The 18,328-nt window shown below is 65.0% G+C and carries 17 protein-coding genes; 5 read left to right on the top strand and 12 right to left on the bottom strand.

Going from position 1 to position 18,328, the window contains the following annotated elements; genetic code table 11:
- Positions 1-5: 5 nt before the first annotated feature.
- The 4 genes from DAD99_RS03485 to DAD99_RS03470 form a co-directional block, all read right to left on the bottom strand.
- Positions 6-1,604 (bottom strand): multicopper oxidase family protein, encoded by a 1,599-nt coding sequence (locus tag DAD99_RS03485; protein WP_193340360.1) that lies wholly within the window; start codon positions 1,602-1,604, stop codon positions 6-8.
- Positions 1,605-1,650: 46 nt separating this feature from the next.
- The gene (locus tag DAD99_RS03480) at positions 1,651-2,550 is read right to left on the bottom strand and encodes a F510_1955 family glycosylhydrolase (protein WP_227007615.1); all 900 of its coding nucleotides are present in this window, start codon (positions 2,548-2,550) and stop codon (positions 1,651-1,653) included.
- An 81-nt stretch (positions 2,551-2,631) separates the two neighbouring features.
- A complete protein-coding gene (locus DAD99_RS03475) occupies positions 2,632-3,240 on the bottom strand; it encodes a DUF305 domain-containing protein (RefSeq protein WP_193340359.1) in 609 nt (202 codons plus the stop codon).
- A gap of 137 nt (positions 3,241-3,377) precedes the next feature.
- Entirely contained in the window at positions 3,378-3,830 is a 453-nt protein-coding gene (locus DAD99_RS03470; RefSeq protein WP_193340358.1) for a hypothetical protein, read from the bottom strand.
- A gap of 299 nt (positions 3,831-4,129) precedes the next feature.
- On the opposite strand from DAD99_RS03470, the gene DAD99_RS03465 reads away from it, so the two are divergent.
- On the top strand, positions 4,130-4,441 hold the full coding sequence (locus DAD99_RS03465) for a hypothetical protein (protein WP_193340357.1): 312 nt from the start codon (positions 4,130-4,132) through the stop codon (positions 4,439-4,441).
- Positions 4,442-4,558: 117 nt separating this feature from the next.
- On the opposite strand, the gene DAD99_RS03460 is transcribed toward DAD99_RS03465, so the two are convergent.
- The 4 genes from DAD99_RS03460 to DAD99_RS03445 all read right to left on the bottom strand — a co-directional run bounded on the left by DAD99_RS03460 (position 4,559) and on the right by DAD99_RS03445 (position 8,300).
- Entirely contained in the window at positions 4,559-5,017 is a 459-nt protein-coding gene (locus tag DAD99_RS03460; RefSeq protein WP_193340356.1) for a DUF4383 domain-containing protein, read from the bottom strand.
- A 140-nt stretch (positions 5,018-5,157) separates the two neighbouring features.
- Entirely contained in the window at positions 5,158-6,618 is a 1,461-nt protein-coding gene (locus DAD99_RS03455) for a multicopper oxidase family protein (protein ID WP_193340355.1), read from the bottom strand.
- Positions 6,618-6,878: an SHOCT domain-containing protein gene (locus DAD99_RS03450; RefSeq protein ID WP_185262849.1), complete on the bottom strand. Its 261-nt coding sequence runs from the start codon at positions 6,876-6,878 to the stop codon at positions 6,618-6,620. The genes DAD99_RS03455 and DAD99_RS03450 overlap by 1 nt, the downstream gene beginning before the upstream one ends.
- A gap of 117 nt (positions 6,879-6,995) precedes the next feature.
- Positions 6,996-8,300 carry a diguanylate cyclase domain-containing protein gene (locus tag DAD99_RS03445; RefSeq protein ID WP_193340354.1) on the bottom strand — a complete coding sequence of 435 codons (1,305 nt, stop codon included), beginning with the start codon at positions 8,298-8,300 and terminating at the stop codon, positions 6,996-6,998.
- 164 nt (positions 8,301-8,464) lie between these two features.
- Here DAD99_RS03445 and DAD99_RS03440 point away from each other — a divergent pair, with 164 nt between their 5' ends.
- A complete protein-coding gene (locus DAD99_RS03440; protein WP_193340353.1) occupies positions 8,465-9,130 on the top strand; it encodes a Pr6Pr family membrane protein in 666 nt (221 codons plus the stop codon).
- Positions 9,131-9,554: 424 nt separating this feature from the next.
- Here DAD99_RS03440 and DAD99_RS03435 read toward each other — a convergent pair whose 3' ends face one another.
- The 4 genes from DAD99_RS03435 to DAD99_RS03420 are packed head-to-tail and all read right to left on the bottom strand — an operon-like array spanning position 9,555 to position 16,282.
- On the bottom strand, positions 9,555-10,772 hold the full coding sequence (locus DAD99_RS03435; protein WP_227007614.1) for a Wadjet anti-phage system protein JetD domain-containing protein: 1,218 nt from the start codon (positions 10,770-10,772) through the stop codon (positions 9,555-9,557).
- 34 nt (positions 10,773-10,806) lie between these two features.
- Positions 10,807-14,229 carry an ATP-binding protein gene (locus DAD99_RS03430; RefSeq protein ID WP_193340351.1) on the bottom strand — a complete coding sequence of 1,141 codons (3,423 nt, stop codon included), beginning with the start codon at positions 14,227-14,229 and terminating at the stop codon, positions 10,807-10,809.
- A complete protein-coding gene (locus tag DAD99_RS03425) occupies positions 14,226-14,843 on the bottom strand; it encodes a DUF4194 domain-containing protein (RefSeq protein ID WP_193340350.1) in 618 nt (205 codons plus the stop codon). Before DAD99_RS03425 ends, DAD99_RS03430 begins: the two co-directional genes overlap by 4 nt.
- The gene (locus DAD99_RS03420; protein ID WP_193340349.1) at positions 14,840-16,282 is read right to left on the bottom strand and encodes a DUF3375 domain-containing protein; all 1,443 of its coding nucleotides are present in this window, start codon (positions 16,280-16,282) and stop codon (positions 14,840-14,842) included. Before DAD99_RS03420 ends, DAD99_RS03425 begins: the two co-directional genes overlap by 4 nt.
- 319 nt (positions 16,283-16,601) lie before the next feature.
- Here DAD99_RS03420 and DAD99_RS03415 point away from each other — a divergent pair, with 319 nt between their 5' ends.
- From DAD99_RS03415 to DAD99_RS03405, 3 genes are all read left to right on the top strand, one after another.
- The gene (locus DAD99_RS03415; RefSeq protein ID WP_193340348.1) at positions 16,602-17,033 is read left to right on the top strand and encodes a DUF309 domain-containing protein; all 432 of its coding nucleotides are present in this window, start codon (positions 16,602-16,604) and stop codon (positions 17,031-17,033) included.
- The gene (locus DAD99_RS03410; protein ID WP_193340347.1) at positions 17,008-17,145 is read left to right on the top strand and encodes a hypothetical protein; all 138 of its coding nucleotides are present in this window, start codon (positions 17,008-17,010) and stop codon (positions 17,143-17,145) included. The genes DAD99_RS03415 and DAD99_RS03410 overlap by 26 nt, the downstream gene beginning before the upstream one ends.
- 475 nt (positions 17,146-17,620) lie before the next feature.
- A partial coding sequence (locus tag DAD99_RS03405) for an NAD(P)-dependent oxidoreductase (protein WP_193340346.1) occupies positions 17,621-18,328 on the top strand: 708 nt, incomplete at its 3' end.

Genomic DNA, 18,328 nt, shown 5'->3' with positions numbered 1-18,328 from the left:
CTCCGTTATTTGATGTAGGAGAAGACGCCTATCATGCCGCGTTCGGCATGGTAGGCGTTGTGGCAGTGCGTGAGCCATTGGCCGGGGTTGTCGGCGTCGAAGATCACCGTGACCGTTTGTTTGGGCCGGACGATGACGGTGTCTTTCCGGGCGCCGTCCGTCCCGACCTGGAAGGTGTGCCCGTGCAGGTGCATCGGGTGCCACATGTCCGTTTCGTTGACGAATCTCACCTCAACGCGCTCGCCGGCCTTGATCTCAAAGGCATTCCGGAACGGGTCGTTCATGTCGAAGCGGCCGTTGTTGATGCCCCAGTCGTACTGCATCATGCCGCCGGTGAGCCGGAGCTCGTGGGTCCGGTCCGGGGTTTTCGGGGCAAAGCCGACACTGGGGTCCGCCTTGAGCTGGCCGCCGTCGACAACGGTGCCGTCCAAAGTGAACGGCAGGGTCGCAGCGGGCGGCTGCTTGCCGGAGCCGGTGCTGATGAATCCCAAGGCCTGCCCGGTCTTGCCCTCGGGCAGTGCAAGTACCGGAGTGAACCCCTCAGGGACCGTCAGCAGGGCGTCGATGCGTTCGCCCATGCCGAGCACGACGGCGTCGACGTCCTGGTGCTGCACCGGAAATCCGTCGGTGTGCGTGAGAGTGAGCGTACGTCCGGGGACGCCGACGCGGTAGGCGGTATCGCCGGCGGCGTTGATGATCCGGAGCCGGATGACGTCCCCGGCCTTGGCGGCAAAGACGTCAGCTTCGTCCGGCGCCTTTGAATTGAAGAGGTGGACAGGGAAGCGGACGTCACCGGCGTCGCCGCCGAGGAAGTCGCTGCGGGAACCCATCAGCATGTGGCTCGTTCCCATGCCGGATTGTCCGCCGCTGGTGGAGGGTCCCGGGGTTGAGCCCATGGAGCCGTGGTCCATGCCGGGCATCGAGTTGCCGGACATAGCCTCGCCAGACATGGACATTCCGCCGGAGAGTTCTTCCAGGACTTCGTCAGGGGTGCCGGTGACGCCGTCCAGCCAGTCGTCCAGCACGATCACCCAGTCCTGGTCGTAGATGAGTTTTTCGGCCGGGTCCTCGATAATGAGCGCACCGTAAAGGGCCCGTTCGCGCTGCATCTCGACGTGGGAGTGATACCAGTAGGTGCCGGGGTGTGGCAGCAGGAATTCATAGTCGAACCCGGCCCCGGAGGCGGTCGGGGCCTGGGTGACGTGTGGGACGCCGTCCTGGTCGTTCCGCAGCGCCAGGCCGTGCCAGTGGATGGTGGTCGGATCCTTCAGGCCGTTGGCCAGGCCGACCTGGAGCCGGTCACCGGCCACAGCGCGGATGGTGGGGGCGCTGAGTCCGCCGTTATAGCCCCAGGTCGTGACGGGCTTCCCTGCAACAGTGGTTTGGAATGCTGCCGCTTTCAGATCCTGTGTGACGGTTGTTCCGCTGAACGCCCGTCGGGCCTCGTAATCGGCGACGGCGGCATCAGTGGGCAGGACCCGGTCCGGCAGGCCTGCCGGGGGCTGGGTGTTGGTGCAGGCTGCGAGGGCCGCGGCGGCGGCAGCGGCGACGGACAGGCCCACAAAGCGGCGCCGGTCCAGGTGGTAATCGGTGTGAATGCTCATGTGAAGTCCTTCGTAGGGGGTTCTGGAGACGCCGGTGCGCACCGGATCAGTCCGCGTCTGAGGGCCGGAATGACTCCCCGCCGTCCTTCGACACGATCACACCCTTTGAGGTGGCGGCCCAGATCCACGGCTTTCCGTCCGTGCCTTCCGTTGCGGTAATGGCCTGAACCTCGCCGCTGACGGCGCCCGTCCGTTCCCAGGACACACCGGCGTCGGGGGAGTAATACACCGTCCCGTCCGGTGCGACGCCGACGGCCTTGCCGGCGCTCGCAAACGAGGCGAACTGGATCACAGGTGCCGCCTCGTTCAGCGTCCAGGTGGTTCCGCCATCGGTCGAGCGCTGCACGCCCTTCTGGGTGGTGGCGAGGACGGCGTCGCTGGCGGGATGAGCGGCCAGAACAGCGGGCACGAAGTCGACGGCGACCGTCTGCCACGTTTCGCCGTCGACGCTGGTCCGGAGTGTCCCGTCGAAGGCCACGATGCCGGATTTTGTGGCGGCCAGGGCGTGGAAGTCGGATTGCTTCTGCCGTGAGAGTTGCTGCCAGGTCCTGCCGCCGTCAGTGCTCTTGATCAGGCCGATCGGGTTGGGCAGGTCCGAGCCTGCGCCAGGGTGCCCCGAAGCATAGAACACGTCCGGGTCACCGGCCGCGGTGAATCCCATGTAGTCATTGGTTGGTCCGATCTTGACGGCAGGATTCCGGGACATGTCGAACAGGCCCTCATGGGTGGCCAGAAGCACCTGGCCGGTTTCGCCGTCGACGCTCAGCCCATGGACGTGGGCGCTCGGCAGTCCGGGCGCCGCGCCGGCTGCTGGGGCTGTTGCTGATCCACCTCCGGAGGGCGAATCGGTGGCTGCCGGGGTGCAGGCGGAGAGAGCAAGAATCAAGGCTGCTGCCGCGGCTGTCATGGCGGAGGCGGGCGGGCGCTGGCGGGAGGGAAAAGACATAGGGGGCTCCAAACGAAGACGGGAAAAGTCAGGGAATACCCGCGCCGGTCCGCTGCGGGACCGGCGCGTCTGCAGCGCTGGCTAGAGGGAGCCGAGCAGAATCTGCATTTCCTCGATTTCTGCCTGCTGGGACGTGATGATGTTCTTGCTCAGGGCGAGCGCGTCGGCGTTCTGGCCTTGGGCCTCTTCGGTCTGGGCCATCATCACGGCGCCCTGGTGGTGCGCGACCATCTGGGTCAGGAACAGTTTGGCCGCCTCGGTTCCCTCCGCTGCCCGGAGTTCGTCCAGATCGCCCTCGCCCATCATGCCGGTCATTTCGTGTCCGGGAGCCATCTGCTCCGGTTCATTCCACGTGTTCAGCCAGCCGGTCATGGTGTCGATTTCCGGGGCCTGGGCGGCTTTGATTTTGGTGGCGAGCGCTGTGACCTGCGGGTCGATGTCCTGCTTCTGGAGGATGATGTCACTCATCTCCACGGCCTGGCTGTGGTGCGGGATCATGCCCTGAACGAACATGGTGTCGGCGGCGTTGTTGGTCACTGTGTCCAGCGGGGCGGCGGTCGCCGGCATGCTGGAACTGCCGTGGTCCATACCGGGCATGCTGCTGCCGGTAGTTCCGGTCCCGGCCGAGCAGCCGGCCAGGGTCAAAGCGGCGGCGAGGACGGTGGCGGAAATGGTCAGGTTTTTCGTCATGGGAATCGGGGTCCTTCAAGGTGGTTGCGGAAACAACGCTGGGCGCGAACGGTCGCCGTCCAGCGACTCAAGCCCCCGGCAAAGAGGGCGAGTTATAAAGGGCTGCGCGCCGGTGAACGGTGGCACGGCAGACACCTTTACGTTCGGCTGATGCAGAGGTCGCCCGGCGAAGGAGTCGCGGGCAGGAATGCATAGGCAGCGTGGCCTGACGATTGTCCGGCGCCGGTGACATTCCCAAACGGTGTGCTGCCGGGCAGCGGGGCTAACAGCGATCCGGTTCCCGGTGACGGGACGCAGCCGGCATCCATGCCCGCCATCTCGGCGCACCCGCCGGATCCGGTGCATGAAGCGGCAGGGTCCGACCGTGTTGGAGCCGACGGCGTTTCGGTGACGTGGTGGCTGGTGTGGCCATCCGGTGCACGCACAACGGAATAGGATTCGGCGGCGTGTATGGCTCCGGTAGCGTCCATGGAATGTGTGCCAGGCATGAAGTGCATCCCGAAGATCCCGGAGATGAGGGCCAACAGCCCAGCCAGGAGGCCCGCACGGCGGAGGAGGGCCGGGAAGCGGCGTAGCAGTGTTGTTAGCATGCAAGTTCCTCCTTTCGCGCGGGATCAACTCAATAAGGGTACTCGTGGGGTGGTTCCACAAGCCCCATGTCTCTAACGTAGCCGGAGGCTGATCAGTTCCAGCCGGTCGACGCACCTCGCGGCGGGCGTGTGCCCGTAAGGGACGTCTCGTAATACCGGCACAATCCCCCCGAAGGTGAGTCTCCTCGGCCTATTGCCGGGGCCGTGTTGCAAGCGGAGAATGGCCTTACTGGCGGGGTCCCATATTTCTCCGCCGTGGGTATAGGGGCTTCGTCGTAGCCCTATTCCAGGAGAAACCCATGAACGTCAAACGCACCTCTGCCGCCGTGAGTGCCGCCGTACTGGTTGTGCTCTTCACAGGCGCCGTCCCCGCATCCGCCGACATTGCCAACAGTCACGCCGCCTGCACCGGACTTGGCATCTCGGATCATGCCGTCACGGACGGCCCCGGTGCCGTTCCCGAGATTATCAAAGAAATAAAGGGGGCGGCCGCCTACTTTGGCTTCGCTAACTCGGGCCAGGTTGTGAGCAGGTTCTCGAAGGTCCATGCAGGCACGCACGCGCCGGGCTGCGAGGAAGCCATTGTGGAAATCCTTGTCGCCGGACCATAACGTGCGGTTCACGCCCTGAGCCGCACTGACCCGGCTGGGAACGGTAATGGCCCCGCCAGCAGCGCGATGCTGCGGACGGGGCCATTGCCACGGTTGCCTGATGGTGCAGACGGTCCCTTAGGCGCGGACCTTGGTGTGTCCCTTGCTGAGGACCATGGCCAAGGCGATCATGCCGACGCCGAGCAGCAGGTGCAGAACGTTGTCGAAGCCGTTCAGCGGCACGAAGTTCCCGGCCGATTCCTGGGGGACCACCAGGCCGTATACAAACAGGACCAGATAGATGACCCCGCCGTAGAGAAGGAACGAGCGGGCGCCGGTGGCGGACTTGGCCAAGGCGATGCCCGCCGCGCCGAAGAGCAGGTGGACCACGTTGTGCAGGACAGATACCTGGAACAGGCCCAGCAGCATTGCCTCGGACTCGTGTCCCGCGAAATGCAGCTCGCCGAAGTTTGCCGTCAGGCCCGGTACGAAGCCCAGGACACCGACCAGCAGGAACACGGCGCCGACAACCATGGATGCTTTCTGGACATTGGTGCGGGCTACTGTGCCGGTGTGGGTGTGGGTGTGAGTGGCCATGATGATCTCCTGATGCGATATGGGTTTGCGGATCAGCGGGTTGTGCTTACCTGCCAAACCGTTGGGTTATGCCTGCAGTTCGGGGCCGGCACGCATCCCGGATGGCTCATTTCGCAAAATACGTGTAGTCGGGCGGGGAATCAGCGGACTTCGACGACGCCCATCATTCCCTGGTCCTCGTGATCGAGGATATGGCAGTGGTAGACGGAGCGTCCGGTGAATTCTTTAAAATTGATCCTGACTTTCACCTGGCCGCTGGCTGGGACATTGACCACGTCCCGCCAGACGATGGTGTCCGGAGCGGTCCCTGATTCCTCGACAACCTGCATCGGCCAGACATGCAGATGAAATGGATGGTCCATGGGGCTTGGATTTAGCAGGGTCCACTCTTCCACGGTCTGCGCGGCCACGACGGTGTCCGTCCGGCTTGCGTTGAATCCCCGGCCGTTAATGGTGAAACTCATCATTCCCGTCCCCACCCCCAGGCCGCCGACGCCGAGGGTCAGCTGCCGGTGCGCGGCAACCACCGCGGTCCTTAGGTCTGCCGGTGCCGGCTGGGCGGGCACCGGCAGAGGGGCGCCGGACGTTGTGCCGGACACCGAAAGGGTCGCAAGGACAGTGTCCCTTGCGTCCCTGCTGTTGGGGCCCAGTGGTGCCGGCCCCATCATGCCGGCCATGCTGCCACGGTTGTAGTACATGGTCCTGAAAGCGGACTCGCCCTCGACCGCTGTTACCAGAACATCTGCACGGTTGCCCGGCGTCAGCAGTAACTCGTCCACCGGCTTTGGTGTGGGGAAGCGCCCGGAATCCATGCCGAGCAGGTGCATCTGCTGCCCGTCCAGCCGTAACCGCAGGTAGCGGGCAACGCAGGTGTTCACGATCCGCCACCGTTCGCGCTCTCCCGGCCTGGCTGAGAGTTTCGGGTTGCTGTGACCGTTGACCAGGACCAGGCGGCCTTCGCGGCCGATCATCCGGTCCATGGGCGAGGCGCCAGCGACTGAACCGGACCCGTCCAGGGTGATGTCGGAAATGGCCATAATGCGATCCCGGCTGGTGGCCGGGGGATCCGTGTCCTCGACAATGATGGTGCCAAAGAGGCCCGCGAAAATCTGGTCAGCGACCACGCCGTGATGGTGCGGGTGGTACCAGTAGATCCCGGGCGGATGGTCTGCCGGCAGTAAGTACTCATAGCTGAATGAGCGGCCGGGCTGGACCACCACGAAGACGTTGTCTCCGTTTCCCTGGGGTGACACGTGCAGACCGTGGACGTGCAGGTTGGTGGGGACGGCCAAGCTGTTGACCAGCTCTATTTGGAGTACGTCCCCACCCCTGAGATGCAGGGTGGGGCCCGGGACTCCTCCGTTATAGCCGAGCACCGATGCCTGGTGGCCGCCGAGCCGGATTGATCCCGGAGCAGCTTCAAGCCGGACCTGCAACCCTCCGTTGGTGCTGTGCAACGCATCTGGTTCGGTGAAGTCCGCGCCTGCTATCGGAGAGAACCGGGAACTGGCCGTCCACCAGAGCCCGGCTCCGCCGGCGGCCGTGGCTGCCGCGCCGAGGCCTCCCACCAGGAGTGCGCTCCGGCGGCTGATGGGGCGCACTACTGGTCTTCCCCGAGGACCCCCAGCTGCTCGCGGTATTGGTCCGCAGACAGTTCGCCGCGGGCAAACCGCTCATCGAGGATCTGCCGGGCGCGGCTCCTGCCGGGGTAGGGACCCGGCGGTCCCTGCATGCCGCCCGGACCTCTGCCCGCGCCAAACAGGCGCGCCGCAACCAGTACCAGCAGGGCTATCCCGACGAGCAGGAGTATGCCCCACAGCCACATCGTCCAGCCCATATTCATGCCGTAATCCCACATCATGAGGGCGCCTTTCACTGGGAGCCATTGATGCTGCGATTCTCCGGCAGTTTCCGGCTGGCCGGTAGGGTTCGAAGGCTCTTAGCTCAAAGAACTTTTTGTGCCAGGTTTCGACCGGGCTCAGCTCCCGTGGACTTCGTACCGGGCCTTGCCGCTGTGCTTGGCCCGGTACATGGCCGAATCGGCCTGCCGCAGCAGCTCCGTCACGTCCGCCGTGTCCGCGGTGCGCTGGGCGACGCCCATGCTCAGCGACACCCGCAGTGACCGGTCGCCGATCATGAACGGCTCGCTCAGAGCCTCGTAGATCCGCTCGGCAACAGGCCCCGTGGCCGGAGTGCCGTCGTCGTTATCCAGAACGACGACGGCGAACTCGTCGCCGCCCAGCCGCGCCACCAGGTCGTGGCTGCGGACGCTGGCCACCAGCCGCTCGGCCAGCTGGGCGAGCAGCTCGTCGCCGCCTTCATGGCCGAGGGAATCGTTGACGTCCTTGAAATCGTCGATGTCGATGAACAGCAGGCCCTCGTGCCGGGTCCGGCGGTCGCTGTCCGGCTCGAAGGATGCCAGTAGTCGCTCCGCCAAGGCCGCGCGGTTCGCGAGCCCGGTGAGGTCGTCGTGTGTTGCCCGATATGTCAAAGCCTTGTGGCTGTCCTGGAGCGCCGCGGCCATGCCGTTGAAGGCCACCGCCACCTCGCCGAGTTCGTCCCGCCGGGCGACGTCCAGGCGGTGGCTGTAGTCGCCGGACTGAAGCTTCAGGACGCCCCGGCGGAGGCTGTTGACGGGCCGCATCAGGTCCTTGACCATCCGACGGCGGAAGTACAGGGTGGCGCCGATGGCCGCCACGAACAGCCCGAACCGGCCAACCACCAGGAGGCCCTCGAGCTCGCGGGTGTCCACAAGTCCGTTGTTGAGCGCCTGGAGGGAAGACTGCTGGACGGCGGAGAGCTGCTTCCGCACGTTTGAGCTCGCGGCCGCGAAGGCAGGCGCATCGGCCAGGTTGATCTCCGCGAGGCCCAGCACGTCATCACCCCAGAGCCCTGCCTTCTCAAGGCCGGCCTGCCATTCCTGCCGCGCCGCGGACAGGGCGTCGGACCGGCCTTCATCTTCGGCCCGGGCCGCGGAGGCCGCACGGAAAAGCAACTCAATGTCCTGCTGTTCAAGGACAAACGCTGCCCTGTGGACGGGCGCCAGCGCGAGCAGCTGGTATCCCAGCTGTTCATGTGTCTCAAGGGCGGCGGCCAGTTCCGAAACGCTGCCGTACTCGGCTTGGAGCCGTCCGGTCGCAGCTTCCATCTCGTTCACCACGAAACGAACTCCGACGACGGTGACGGCCGCTCCGATGAACAGCGCCAGCAGCATCAAAGTGAAGGCCCCGGACCATTCACGCTGCAGGCTAAAGGCGCGCGGCGTGGTGGTGGCGTTAATCATGGGCGTCCTCGGGCCGGGTGATGTTATGCCTAAATTACACGTCACTTCGTGCAATCGGGCTTTTGGCGGGGTTCCGTTACGACGGCCCCAACCGTCCCGGGCCGACACGCTCAAACACCATCCAGCTGCGGGCCCGGAGTTTCCCGGCCCCATAGGATTTCCATATGACACCCAATCGAGGTCAAGCACTTTTCAGATTCTGGTTTGCCCTGCTCGGATTCCTGGCCATATTTTTCCAGCTGACACACCTGCTCCAGAACGTTCCCGGCGCCTCCGCGGGGAACTTCTTCAGCTACTTCACCATCGAATCCAACATCATCGCGGTCATTACCCTGGCCATCGCCGGCTGGTACGCGTGGCAGGGCGAAAGCCCACGCTGGCTTGAGCTTCTGCGCGGAGCCGCAACCATCTATATGACCATCACAGGGATTGTTTACAGCCTTCTGCTCAGTAACATCGACGTCAACACGCCCATCCCCTGGATCAACGTGGTCCTGCATTACACCATCCCAACCATCATGGTGATCGACTGGCTTGTGGACCTGCCCAGAACCAGGGTCCCGGTCCGGACCTCGCTGATCTGGCTCGGGTTTCCCCTGCTTTACCTGGTCTACAGCCTGATCCGCGGTCCCATCGTCGACTGGTACCCCTACCCGTTCCTGGACCCCCGGGTCAGCGGCTACGGGACCGTCGCCGCGATGGCGCTGGCCATCGCGGCAGGAGCCTTCGTTTTTGCCCTCGTGGCTGCATTCTCCACGCGGCTTCACATCGCCCCGACCCCGGCAGTTGCCACCCCCAGCGCAACCGAGCCTTCGCTGCCGGGACGGTAGAGGGGTAAACCCGGCGTGGCACCAAATTGACCTGGACGGGGGCAGCTCAGCAAGGGACAAGCGGGCCGTGGAACAGGACAGTGGCTGACCATGCGGCCGCGGCAGTACCGCCGGAGTTCACGTACGACTTCCCAAGGCCCGTTTCGATGCCTGGGTAGCCAGGGTGTCCGGGAACTGGCTCGTCATCGGGGCAATTGAAATTGCCCCGGGGGTCCGCCGAGGGCTCGAACGCCAGAGCACTTGGCGCGGACATCAGAGTCGCTGTGGCCGTGATGAACACGACGGCCAATGCTTTGCTTCTCATTTCATTTCCACCTTCCGGGGTGCGGGCAGTTCCCCGGCCGGGAACGGCTTCAACCCGCGTCCTTAGGGCAGACATTACTCCGGACAGGGCCTCTTCTCATCACGCTTTGGGACAGCAGCTTCAACGACTGGTATCGAGCCGCTCCAGCGCCCAGTCCCACGGGACCAGCTCCTGCTCCAGCCTGACCGCGACTCCGAACGCGTCATCGCGGAGCCTCTCGTAGAGTGCTGACTCCTCGGCCGTCAGCCGGCTTAACACAGCCTTCGACGGTGTCGGCTCGCGGACCCAGGCGTCGCGGTGGGCCAGCAGTGTGGCCTCGTCCATCAGCACGCTCACCACTTGCGGGTGGACGGCGCGGAGCTGGTCCAGGATCCGGAACCCGTGCGTGTCCAGGTCACCCCAGTACAGGACCTCACAGCCGAGCAGCCACCCTGCATCCCGCAGCGACGAGAACCCATAACCGCCGCCGTAAATCGCCAGAGTGTCAGATCGCTCGGGTAGGGCCAGGAAGTTGACGAGGTTCTCCGTGATCAGCACTCTGGTGACCGGCAGGCTCAGAGTGCTGAAGGCCTCAGCTGTCACGGTCACGTCGCGTGCCTGGCCCAGCAGCGGCACGGCAGGATCCAGCAGGCGGAATCGGACGAGCTCCGGAGGATGCAGGAAGCCGTGGCCGGCGGCAAAGCGCGCTGCCGGAGTCCGGGCCTGCGTCAGCCCCAGCAGCGAGCCGGGCTCCGCGGACGAATCCGGAAAAGCTTCATCGGCGGGACCGATCGCGCTGGGCTCGGAATTTGCCCGCAGCGCCAACGCCAGTTCGCTGATCACTGCCCTGTGGTTCTCGATGAACTTGGTGTGCACGCCGGGAATGCCCAGCTGCCGCACATAGATGCCTGGCTCGGGATTGTCCCGCAGCCACAGGGCCACGCGGGCTGCGGTCAGCGCGTCGGCGCCGAGTTCGAGCAGCTTAAGCGGCCGCTTCAGCGCCCACGCGCGGAAGGATGAGTGCAGCGAGGCCAGGGCCCGGGCGAGCTCCAGAAACCGGGCCGCCTCCTTTGCCTTGCCCACAAGCGCGATCTCGGCCTCGGCGTCTGCAAAGATTGCCGCCGCCGGCAGTTGGTTAGCGCCGACCGTGGTGCGGCCCACCTCGGCCGTTTCGAGGCTGAACGGACCCACTGCGCCGAACAACTCCGCCGCCCAGGCGCTCGCCGCAGCATAGTCACTCCGGAGCGTCGCCGCCGTCGGACGCTTCAACGGACGACGGCGGGGGTACAGCCCGCCGGGTTCCAGTACCTCGCGGAGCAACGCACCGCTGCCCCAGGCTTTCTGTGACTGCGCCCGCAAATCAGCCAGTGTGGTCCAACCCTGTGCAGGCTGTTTAGGCACGCCGGGCCCGCTCGTCCCGGTACTCCTGGATGGTCATGTTCCGCAGCTGTGAATCGTCGCCGTTGGTGTTGGCCACGAAGCCTACATGGGAGACAAAGGGTTCGATCACGTGGATCTTCTGCAGGGGAGTGACGATCAGCAACTGCAGCTTCATCCGCTGGAACAGCTCCAGTCCATAGCGCGCGGACTCGTCGGAGCCGCGGCCGAATGCCTCATCGATCACCACAAACCGGAAGCTGCGCCCACTGCCGGCATTCTTCCCGGCGCTCTTGCCGGACGCCAGCCCAAACTGGAATGCCAGGGCAGCCGCGAGAATCGTGTAGGCGAGCTTTTCCTTCTGGCCGCCGGACTTGCCCCCCGAATCCGTGAAGTGTTCAAATTCCTCGCCCGTCTCGGTCCACTTCTCCGAGGCGGAAAACGTGAACCAGTTCCGGACATCCGTGACCTTGGCGGTCCAGCGCTCGTCGAGGGTTGTGTAGCCGTCCCGCCCCCGGAACCGCTCGATCAGGCGCTCCACCTGCAGGTACTTCTGCTCGGAGTACTGGTCATCGTCGCCGATGGTGCCCTCCGAACAGGCCCGCAGGTCCAGGCCGAACTGCCGCACGTCCAGGTCGGTGCTGTTCTGGTGCTCCAGCTGGATGTGCCGGCCGGCGTTGTACTCAATCCCGGCCAGGGACAGGTTGATTTCGCCGATCCGGTTCACGATGTCCTGCCGGCGGCTGTCCAGGAACGCGTTGAACGCCACCACCTCGTGGATGGTGTTCTGGTTCAGGGATTCCTTGAAATGGGCTTCGAAGCGCGGGAGATCGTTGCTGACCAGCTGCTCCAGGAGTTTGCCGAACTCGCCCGCTGACTCCAGGGCGGCGTCGATCTCCGTGGTCTCGTTCTGGTATTTGTTCCGGAACTCAGCCATCAGCCGAACAGTTTTCTCGGCGGCCCGGGCGATCTGCTTGGACAGCGCGTCAATGGTGTCGGTCAGCCCGTTCCGGACGGCGCTTTCCACCGTGCCCGTGTTCTTGTAGGTGAGCGGCTTGCCGGCGAGTTCCGCGGCAGCGAGCCGGGCGACGGCGGCCAACACGCCGCCGTCGTCCGTTAACGGTGTCTCCCGCAGGACGTCGTGGCAGTCCTCGATCGCCTCGACGATGTCCTTGGCCGCGCCCTCGTTGGAGCCGATCCGGCGTTGGATATCATCAGCCCGCACCTGCAGGCGCTCCAGCTTTCCGGAGAGCTCGGTTTCCTTCGCCGTCAGCTGCCGTAGTACGTCGCTGGTGGACTCCAGCTGGGCCTTCTCCGCTTTGAGCTCCTCGATGCGGCGTGCGGTGAGCTGCCAGCTCAGCTCGGCGAAGTCGGACACCGCCCCGATGATGCCCAACTGCTGGTTCTGCCTGCCAATGGCGCCCAGGGAATCGTTGACCCGGGACAGCTGACCGGCCAATACGCTGAGCTGACCCTGGACCTCGTCCCGTTCCGCACGGAAGCGGCTGATCTTGTCCAGGTTGTCCCAGCCCAGGACGTAATTCCGGCGGTCCGACAGTTCCTGCCGGTCATCCTTCTCATGGCGGCCGCGGCCGCCCTTGAGCTGGCCGTTGGCGGTCAGGGCCTTGGAACGGCGGCGGAAGTCCTCAAGGGTGTCGCAGCAGAAGTAGTCGAAGCGGCTGCTGAGCTCATCCAGCAGGAAATTGCGGAAAGGAGTCCCCTGCTTGATGGCAATCTTCGCCGCCAAGGTGCCCGCCTCGGTCGGCTTCGGAGCGTACGATTCGCCGATCTTCAGGTACACCAGCCGGCCGCGCAGGTTGTTGCCGTCCACCCAGCCGCTCACCGCAGCGTAGTGCTCCGAGGGCACCAGCAGCGACAGCGCAAAGCCGCGCAGGGTGCGTTCGGCGGCGCCTTCCCAGGCCGCTTCGCCATCGCGGACGCGCAGCAGCTCGCCCGCGTACGGAAGGTGGGACTCCGCGATGCCCGTCCCCTCGCACAGACGACGGCGGAGTTCCACCTGGGGCCGCGGCAGCAGGTTGGGTCGCGCCTGCAGGCTGGTCAGCTCCGCGGCGACGTCCGCGGCGCGGCCGGTGAGCACGGTACGCGTCATACTCAGCTCGGTGCGGCTGTCCTGCGCTTCGTCGGCACGGGCGGCGAGTTCTTTTTCGACGTCGGTGAGGCGGGCCCGGTTGGCGTCGAACTGCACGCGGTCCGCCGGGGCCTGGAGGCCAAGATCGGCCGCAGCTTCGGCGTACTTCTCAAAGCGGACCCGCTGCGACCGGGACTCCTCGCCCAGCCGCGCAGCCTCGGCCTCGATGGCCGCCAGCCTGCCGCCGCCGTTGCTGCGGATATCTTCCTTGACCGCAGCCAGGTCGAGGCGGAGCTGGGTGATTTCGGTGGCCAGTTTGCCGCTGTCCTCCTGCAGCCGCAAGCCGGTGTGCCGCAGTTCCGCCTGGTGCTCGATGCTCAGCTGCAGCTTCTGGTCCGTGAACCACGGGTGCAGCTGGTCCCGCTGTTGGCGGGCGAATTCATCGTCCCGGCTCAGGGCGGCATGTTGGGCCGCGCCCTCGGTGATGGGGGTGAGCAGCCAGATCTGGTCTTTGGCACGGAGGACGGCGTCGTGGGCCTTCTTCAGGTCGTCGAAGTGGTGGATGAGGTTGCCGATCCGGGCCTCGACGTCGTCTTCCTCGAGCATGTTGGTGCGCACAAAGTTGGTGATGTTCTCCACCTGCTTCATGGACACCGTGCGGTGGAACAGCTCCATGGCCTGGTTGCCGCTGATGCCGAACTGCCGCTTGAACGCCGCCGCGTATGGCTCGAAGGTTTCATGGATGGACGCCCCGGCAGCCCGGAGCTGTTTCTTCAGCTTCGCGGGGTCCTGGCCGAAATTGCCGAAGTCTCCGGCGATGGACTGCTCGCCCTCCACCAGCGAGTAGAAGCGGTTGGGCTGGCCGGCTTCCTGGGTGGCCCAGAGGGTGATGGCCAGCGTGATGGATTTGCCCAGGACGGCGTTGTGGAAGACGCCGAGGACCACCGTGAGCTTACCGGTGCCGCGCAGGGCAACGGGCTTCGAGTATTCGCCGCCGGCGCTCCGGGTGCTCTTGTGGAAGCCCCGCACATAGGACATCAGGGTGCGTTCCTTCTTCTGTGCACCCGCGGCCTTGTTGTATTCGATCCTGTTGGCCGGCAGCAGCAGGGTGGTGATCGCATCCACCACTGTCGACTTCCCGGAGCCGATGTCGCCGGTCAGCAGGCTGTTGGACCCGTCCAGCCGGAAGGTGCGCACTTCCTGATGGAAGGTGCCCCAGTTGAGCAGCTCCAGTCGGTGCAGCCGGAAGCCCGGGGGAGTGCCGGCGTCGTCCGCTTTTTCGTCCAGGCTGAACAGCATCTCCTGCTGGTCCGTCCCGTCACTGACTACTGCCGCCGCCTCGGTGGTCATGCGCGGTCCTCTTCCTTTGTGCTGGTGCCGCTGAGCGAGGCGCGGTAGTCGGCCAGCCGCGCCTCGAATTCCTCCAGCCACTGGGCATCCACATAGGCCTTCAGGATCCGTGCTACCTCGTACGTCCCCGCCTGGCCGCGCAGTTTCCGCAGGAAGCCCAGCTCCACCACTTTCTTGATGTTGGTGCCGAGCTGGTCCAGGATCCGCGCCTCGTTGCTCGATTCGGGCAGGAAAACCGCCACCATGTCCGCGATGTCCTGATCCGTCATGATGAGGCGCAGTTCGCTGCTGTTGGTGTCGAATTCGAGCATCCGGCCGCGGAGCAGCGCCAGGAGGAGGCTGACGTTGAAGGTGAGCGGGCGCCGGGGGATCAGCCGCGGCAGCGTGCCGTCCGGATCCTCGCGCGATTTGAGGAACGCGTATCCCTCGGATTCGTCCAGGATGAGGTCAAGGCCCAGGACGGCCACATAGTCGCGGACGTGGGAGGACAGGACCAGCAGCGACTGCCAGACCTTTTCGTCGGCCTCGGCGTACACCACGCCTTTGAAAAGCTTCGTGACGACGCCGGGAAGTTCCCCGGGCGTGTGTGTTTCCGGTGCGTCTGTGGTGGTCATGCGGGCCTCACGAAGATGATCTGTTCGACGGTGGCTTCCCGGATGCTGCCGTCCGGGAGCTGCCAGGACAACTGCTGTGACTCGTCCGGGTTGATGGAGGCCCAGTCCGATTCGGTGGCCAACTGGTAGTAGGCGACGATTTCGGCCAGCCCCTGGGAGAGCGGATGTGCGGATGCTACTTCGCCGAGCGTGGCCTGTTCGGTGCCGGCCAGGACGTCGTCAATGTTGGACTTGAGCCGCTCCGTGTCCACATGGAACTGGCTGAAGAGGGCGCCGGCGTCGACTTCAGCATCATTTGCAGCCACGACGACGTCGTCCACCATGATCCGCCGGCTCGGCTCATACAGCGGCCGCTCAAAAGGCAGTGCCACATCCACAGACTGCGCGGCGATCTCCATAAAGACGCCCGACGGCGGCACCTCCCGGGTGCCCAGCGCGTCGGATTCGATGCTCCGGACGAGCTGCATGATGCGCTTGTTCTCCAGGAACACCTTGTCATCGAGGAGCCGGCGCATCTGCTGCGAGAGCTGGCGGACTGTGGCCTGGGTCTGCTCGACGGCGGGCAGCCAGTCCTGGTGCAGGTTGGTCACGGCGTGCAGATTGTCCAGTTTGGCGAGGGCGTCGATCCGGGTGGCCCGGTGAAGCAAGTCCCGCAGTTCGGTACGGAGCTGCGGGGACATCAGGTAGTCCCAGAAGCCCTGGAACGTGCGGCCCTGGAGCGAGCCGCTGATGTCCTGTTGGTTGGCGAAGATGGAGGCCAGCAGCTCGCCCTGGGAGCCGTCCCACGTGGCGATCTGTTCGCGGACCTGGCGGTCAAGCTTCCGGAAGTTCTGCTCTACCTCCCGGAAATCGGAGAGCAGGTCCTTGGCCAGGGTGGTCAGCTGCTGGAAATGGTCCAGAGCTTCGGGTCCGGTCATTACCCGGATGTTGCCGTCCTTGATCCGTTGCATCTCGGCGTCGATCCCGTCCCGCTGGCGCTGGAGCTCGGCGAGCCTTACCTCCGGGTCGGTTTCGGACTGCTGGACCAGGGCCTTCAGGACGGCGAAAATGCTGGTCAGCCTGGACTGGGTGGCCACGAAGTCCCGGCCGCTCAGGCTCTCCACCCAGCGGACTACGTCCTCGGCGGCGGCCGTGAGATCGTAGCGCGGCTCGTCCTGGCCCGGGACGTAGTATTTTCGCAGCCACGCGCGTTCCGGGGCAGCCCACTCGTCCAGATATTCCCCCGCCGGGCGGGGGTATTTGTCTTCGCCGAAGACTTCGCGGAGGCCGAACAGGACATCATCGAGGTGGTCGATGAGTTCTTGCCGGCCGATGTCCCTTTGGTTGGGCCCGGTGAAGGCTTTGATGAAGAAACTCACGGCCAGCGGGGCGTTCTGAGCGCGGAGCAGGGACCACCCCGCGTGGTTCTCGCGCAGTGCGTTGATGACGTAGAAATCCATGGTGTCCTCGGTGCGGGGGCTGTTGTTTCTAAGCTACACGGGGGCGGTGACAATTTCCGTGGAGGGCATCCGGGCAAGGCAGGTTTTGCATCGTCGGAGGCCTGAATCCCCGCACTTTGGCGGCTTCCGCGAGCCCCGCCGTTGCAAATGCACCGCAGGTAGGTGTCAGGACGGGGAAGGGCCGCCGATGAGACAGTGTGAACCTCTTTCAACGGCTGGCGGTTGTGCGGATGTTCGAAGGGCCGGGTCTTAGCATTGGACGTATGAAGGGTCTTATGAAGGTCGATCAAGTCCACGGACGCCCAGGGCGGAAACTGTCGTGACCGGTGACAGGGATCGGGATGCTTCAAGGCGCCCGCGGCAGGCCCGGCCACGTGACGCTCTTGGGCGGCCGTTGCCGTACGGAAGCGCTGGCGTCGAGCCGGTCTCGGAGGAGCCGCTGCCACCGGCGCAGACGTTGGTCTCGGCCCGGAGTCTGGTGGACGCTGGCCGGCCTTTCGCCGCCCACGAGGTACTCGAGGCCCGCTGGAAGGCTGGGCCGGCCGAAGAACGCAACCTTTGGCAAGGTCTCGCCCAGATCTGCGTCGGGCTTACCCACGCCGCTCGGGGGAACAGCGTTGGCGGGCACCGGCTCTTCGAGCGCGGTGCGGCCCGACTCGAGGAGTACGGTTCCGGCGAAGGGCCGACCTACGGGCTCGACTTGTCCGCCGTTGTGAGTTGCGCGCGTGATCGGATGCGCACCGGCCGCTGACTATACCGGCGACATCGCGGCCGAGAATTACCGGGTAGTTGTGCGGCACCAGCGAGGCGAGCAGCCCGGCGGCGGGGACCTGAAGGCCGAGCCCTACGTCAGGGTCAGGTGAGGCGGGTGTCCCCGATGCCTCCTATAACCAAGGTAGGTCTGTCAGTCCTAGGAAAAGCAGGGCGGGCCTAACGTGCTGACATGGACCCATAACGTGCGTAGCGTCGTCCTCAGCGGCTGGAACGGGCGGGTAAAGCCGCAGGGTGCCATTTGATCCGCTGCGAATGAGCTGCCGCGAGGGGGTTTTCGAGCCCCGGACAGGGCATTATGCGGCCTGGTTTGGTGCCCTTAAATGACAGGAAGATGACTATGGATTACCCGCTGCTTGCTTACACCCTCATAAATGACCTGAATCAGGAGAGTCGCAGTGCGTTGCCGGATGCGCCGGTAGTGCCAGCGCGGCGCACCGGCCGCGCACGCACAAGGCTGTCTGCCCTGCACACAGGCAGCAGGGTTGTCCCGATGCGCTGGGACTTAGAGCGCTGGCGGCAGGCCAGATCGGACTGCCGAGTAATACCATCTGAAGGAGTAACTCCATGAGAATTGCAGTGACCGGCGGAAGCGGAAAATTGGGGCGATATGTGGTCCGCAGGCTGACCGGCGATGGCCACCAGGTGTTGAACCTTGATCGTGCGGGGGAGCGGGGCCACGGGTTGGCGATCGTGGATCTGCGCAACTATGGCGAGGTCCTTGACGTGTTTCTGGGTCTCGATGACCGGCACTCGGGCTTTGACGCGGTCGTCCATCTCGGTGCTGTTCCGGCGCCCGGCATCATGCCGGATGCCGCCACGTTCGAGAACAACATGCTCTCCACGTACAACGTCTTCCAGGCGTGCCGGCGGGCTGGGATCAAGAAGGTGGTTTACGCCTCCAGCGAGACGGTGCTGGGACTGCCGTTCGACGTCGATCCGCCTTACATCCCGGTGGATGAGGAGTATCCGGCCAGGCCCGAAAGCACCTACTCCCTGGTGAAGCACCTTGAGGAGCAGATGGCGATCCAGTTGACGCGCTGGGATCCGGAGTTGAGTATCACGGGCCTGCGGTTCTCGAACGTGATGGATCCTGAGGACTATGAACGGTTCCCGTCGTTCGATGCCGACGCCGCGCTGCGCAAGTGGAACCTCTGGGGCTATATTGACGGGCGCGACGGCGCGCAGGCTGTGGCGCGTGCGCTGGAAAACGGGCAGCCCGGATTCGAGGCTTTCATCGTCGCGAACGCGGACACCGTGATGACGCGTTCCAGC

It is taken from the genome of Pseudarthrobacter sp. AB1, from assembly GCF_014926485.1.
In the GTDB taxonomy this organism is placed as follows: Bacteria; Actinomycetota; Actinomycetes; order Actinomycetales; family Micrococcaceae; genus Arthrobacter.
The sequence above is the reverse complement of the archived record's forward strand: the minus strand, read 5'-3'. Positions and strand labels throughout refer to the sequence as shown.